Here is a 3,762-nt window from a genome sequence, read left to right as displayed (position 1 = left end):
CGGGTGTGATGGATCAGGCGGTGAGCAGGCTCAGCGCGCGGGGGCCGTGTTTGAACTCGGGGTCGATCTGGGTCCTCAGGTCAGCGCCGGCGGCTTTGCTGGCCCAGGCGTCGGCGTTGCGCAGGTGGAAGTCGATCGCCTGGCGCTGGAAGCGGTCCCAGTCCTTGACCTGCTGGTCCACACGAGCGCGCAGTGCGTCGAGTGCGTGGTGGTTGGCGGGTTCGAGCGCGTCCAGTGGGGCGAAGCGTCCCTGCTCGGCGGCACGCACATAGGGTGAGGCGGTCAGGCAGGTCAGCAGGTCGTAACCCACATGCGTGCGCAGGAACGCCTCATCACCGGGTCCGGTGGCTTTGTTGCCGATCACCGCGAGCGCCACGCCGTAGCCGTGGGCGTAGTCGCGGTACTGCCGGTAGACCGACACGGCGCGCAGCGTGGGCTCGACGACCAGGAAGGTGAGGTCAAAGCGAGTGAACAGCCCGGAGGCGAAGCTGTCCGCCCCCGCAGTCATGTCCACGACCACGTACTCGCCCTCACCGTCGACCAGGTGGTTCAGGTACAGCTCAACAGCACCGGTCTTGGAGTGGTAGCAGGCGATCCCGAGGTCCTGCTCGGTGAACGGGCCGGTGGCCATCAGCCGCGCTCCACCCGCGTCTACGCTCCAGTCGCGATGGAACGGGTCCTGTCCGCCGAGACAAAGCAGCCGGGAGCCGCTCCCGGCCGGGGTGGTCTTGGCCATCTGCGCGGCCGAGGCGATGCGCGGGTTCGTGCCACGCAGGAACTCCTTGATGTCGGCAAGGTGCCCGCCGAGCGGCGGGATCGCCGCGCACGCGCCTTCCTCTACGCCGAGCGCCACGCCCAGGTGCTGATTGATGTCGGCGTCGATCGCCACCACCGGCGCACCTGCGTTGGCCAAGTGCCGGGCGAAGAGCGCCGAGAGAGTCGTCTTACCGCTGCCACCCTTGCCGACGAACGCAACGCGCATGCCCGCCTCCCAGCCGTCTATCGAATATGAATGTCGTTTTCAAAATCTGGTTCGAGCATTCCCGGTCTCCCGACGGCCTGTCAAGTCGGCGCGCGAGGGGCGGCGGCGGTCGGTTCTTCGTGCAGGGCCGGACGGATGGCGCACGGATGGCCGACGATGGTCACTCGCTCATGGCGCCTCGTGCCTGGCACTGCGCACACAGCCCGGTCAGCTCGACAACGTGCTCGACCTGCGCGAAGCCGAGGTCTGCCGCGGTGGTCCTCGCCCAGCGCTCCAGAGCGCGGGACGCTACCGGGACGTTGAACCCGCACAAGCGGCAACGCAGGTAGTGCTGGTGCTCGGTGGTCGGTCGGGCACGGAAGTGCTGGCGGCCGCCCTCGTCGCGCACACTGTCGACGAGCCCTGTTTCGGTCAGCGCGTGCAGGGTGCGGTACACGGTGGTTAGGCCGATGCTCTCGCCCTTGTCGCGCAGGCGTTGGTGCAGGGCTTGGGCGCTGGTGAAGTCGGGATGCTCGGCCATTACGGCGAGCAGGGCGCGGCGTTGGCGCGTGTTGCGCCCTGAGGACACTTCGGCGGGGGTGGTGTCGGCCACGTCTGCGGCGCGTGCTGCGCGGCGCGCGGTCTTGACCATGTGTGGTGGCTCCTGGATGGCTAGAGCTGTGCGGTCGCCCGCTCCTGGCGCGCGGTCGCGTCATCGGCAGGGCTGGTGCTGGTGCGGTGTCGATGAGCAGCGAGCGCGCAGGCATAGCCGACGGCCGCCACGGTGGTGATCGCGAAGCTGGGCGGCAGCCGGGGCGCGTAATAGGCCAGGGCAAGCCCCGCCCACATCTCGGCCACGCCGAGTGCGGTCGCGATCGCCATGCCACGGAATGGATGGTCGGTCAGCAACAACGCGGTGCCCGCGGGCCCGGCAATCAGGCCGAGCAGCAGCAGGGCGCCGACCGCTTGAGTCGCCTCCGCGCAGGCCGCGCCGATCAGGGCCAGGAAGAGGTAGCCGAGTGCGCGGACCGGCACGCCGCGCGCGGCGGCCACGGCCGGGTCGAGAGAGGCGAACAACAGCGGCCTGGCGATCGCCAGCAGGGCGAACAGGACCGCGGCCCCGATCCACAGGGCGGCGCCGGCCTGCGCGGCGGACAGTCCGAAGATCGAGCCGAACAGGACGCTGACTGTCCCGTTGCCGGTGCCGCTCCCGGATTGGTCGGTGGTGTACAGGGTCAGGAAGAACACGCCCAGACCCAGCACCCAGGCGAAGACGCTGCCGATCACGACGTCGTCGGCGCGCCCGCGCTCGCCGAGCGCCGCGAGCAACAGCGCGACCAGGATCGTTGCGGCGAACAAGCCGACGCGCAGGTTGATCCCGAAGGCGAGGGCGGCCAGCGCCCCGGTGAACGCGACGTGCGAGAGCGCGTCGGCGGTGAACACCTGCGCGCGCAGCACCAGGAAGTACCCGGCCAGCCCGCAGGCGGCCGCGATCCCGGTGCCGGCCAGCAGTGCGTGCACCATGAAGGAGTGCTCGAAGATGCTCACGCGCCGCTCCCGGCCCGGACCGCCCGGCCGAGCACGGCGGCTCGGCTCGGTAGCTGCGCGGCCACGTATGCGGCGAACGCGAACGCGGTGACGTAGAACCCGATCGGATACGGGCTGAAGTAGGCCGCCGCGAGCGCGGTCCAGGTGACGAGCAGCCCAATCAGCACTGTCAGGCGTACTGCGCTGTACAACGACCCGAACCTGCACCGACAGCGGTCACGATCAGACCGCGGCGCACCAGGGTCGTTTTCACCGTGCGGGTGTACCAGCCACAGCAGCACGATGTTTAGTATCGTGACTGCAAAAATAGCCTGATAGACCAGCAGATAAGCGATGAATCCGGGTGAGGAGGAGTACTAGCGCACCAGCCGAAAGGCGTCTTTCGCGTGTGCATGGTCGACGGTGACAAACAGCGTGATCACCGCTGCGAGAGCAAGTATGATCAGTCCGAGTAGCAGGTAGATCCTCGGCTTGGCGCGGTCGAGTGGATAGCTCCACAGGATCAGTAGGGCGAGGAGCAGGGACGCCATGGCGCAGATGACGAAGGTCTGCACATGAAGCGTGACCAAGTCTCCGTAGAGGCTGTAGCTGTTGATCAAGTTCCAGAAACCTGGCGAACTGGTGATGAACGTCAGGGCAAGGAGTACGAAGACTGCCAGCAGCGCGATCTGCGACGGATTGCTGCGGTCGCACCTTACGTGCCCGTACTCGACCACGACCAGCAACCATGCGATCAACGCGACTGCGGGAAATGCGATCGCTCCGGCGCCGGGCACGGCCTATCACCTCCCGCCTCCCGGATCGGCGCAGCGCACGTTCAACGCGGGATGCCACATCGCTCCCGACCTCGCTGTCATCCGCTCCCGAAGTGTCCATGGACGACCGACCCACCTTGCGCAGGATGAGCGTGGCGATTAGTTCAGCTTCGTACTCGTCGTCGTCATCGGTATATGTGTCGTGGCCCAGTACACGCTGAACGTCCCGATGCTCGACAGCGGGGCCAGGAGTTGAGCGATATCGGCGCTCAAAACGCGCTTGGGCTCGTGTCGACGCAGGACATGGTCGATCTCGTGGAACACGATGTGCTGCTCGTGCAGCGGCGAGGTGTTCTGCGGTAAACCTTCATCTGTCTTGTGATTTTGCTCGGCGTGCAGGTGGGCGTGCTGTTGGCGCTGTCTGATCCGGCTGTGGCAGAGTTCTGTCTCGTGTCGGGGCTGGAGTCGCTCTCGTGTGAGGATCTCCTTGCGCTGATC

At 67.1% G+C, this 3,762-nt stretch carries 5 protein-coding genes and 1 pseudogene; all 6 read right to left on the bottom strand.

Translation table 11 applies throughout. The features are described from left to right. Positions 1 to 13: 13 nt before the first annotated feature. Positions 14 to 982 carry an ATP-binding protein gene (locus VGS97_RS17410; protein ID WP_326854613.1) on the bottom strand — a complete coding sequence of 323 codons (969 nt, stop codon included), beginning with the start codon at positions 980 to 982 and terminating at the stop codon, positions 14 to 16. A 160-nt stretch (positions 983 to 1,142) separates the two neighbouring features. Next, positions 1,143 to 1,613, bottom strand: a complete 471-nt coding sequence (locus VGS97_RS17405; protein WP_326854612.1) for a transcriptional repressor — start codon at positions 1,611 to 1,613, stop codon at positions 1,143 to 1,145. Positions 1,614 to 1,633: 20 nt separating this feature from the next. Next, complete coding sequence (locus VGS97_RS17400) at positions 1,634 to 2,509, bottom strand: metal ABC transporter permease (RefSeq protein ID WP_326854611.1); 876 nt, start codon at positions 2,507 to 2,509, stop codon at positions 1,634 to 1,636. Continuing rightward, positions 2,506 to 2,700: a hypothetical protein gene (locus tag VGS97_RS17395; protein ID WP_326854610.1), complete on the bottom strand. Its 195-nt coding sequence runs from the start codon at positions 2,698 to 2,700 to the stop codon at positions 2,506 to 2,508. The genes VGS97_RS17400 and VGS97_RS17395 overlap by 4 nt, the downstream gene beginning before the upstream one ends. 165 nt (positions 2,701 to 2,865) lie before the next feature. After that, positions 2,866 to 3,285, bottom strand: coding sequence for a hypothetical protein (locus VGS97_RS17390; protein WP_326854609.1), 420 nt, complete (start codon positions 3,283 to 3,285; stop codon positions 2,866 to 2,868). 138 nt (positions 3,286 to 3,423) lie between these two features. Next, positions 3,424 to 3,762: pseudogene (locus VGS97_RS17385) on the bottom strand (hypothetical protein); the annotation flags it as partial.

Source organism: Actinocrinis sp. (assembly GCF_035946395.1).
In the GTDB taxonomy this organism is placed as follows: domain Bacteria; phylum Actinomycetota; class Actinomycetes; order Streptomycetales; family Catenulisporaceae; genus Actinocrinis.
The sequence above is the reverse complement of the archived record's forward strand: the minus strand, read 5'-3'. Positions and strand labels throughout refer to the sequence as shown.

Coding starts and splice junctions, on each gene's coding strand:
- VGS97_RS17410 (WP_326854613.1), bottom strand. CDS start 982: ATGCGCGTTGCGTTCGTCGGCAAGGGTGGCAGCGGTAAGACGACTCTC.
- VGS97_RS17405 (WP_326854612.1), bottom strand. CDS start 1,613: ATGGTCAAGACCGCGCGCCGCGCAGCACGCGCCGCAGACGTGGCCGAC.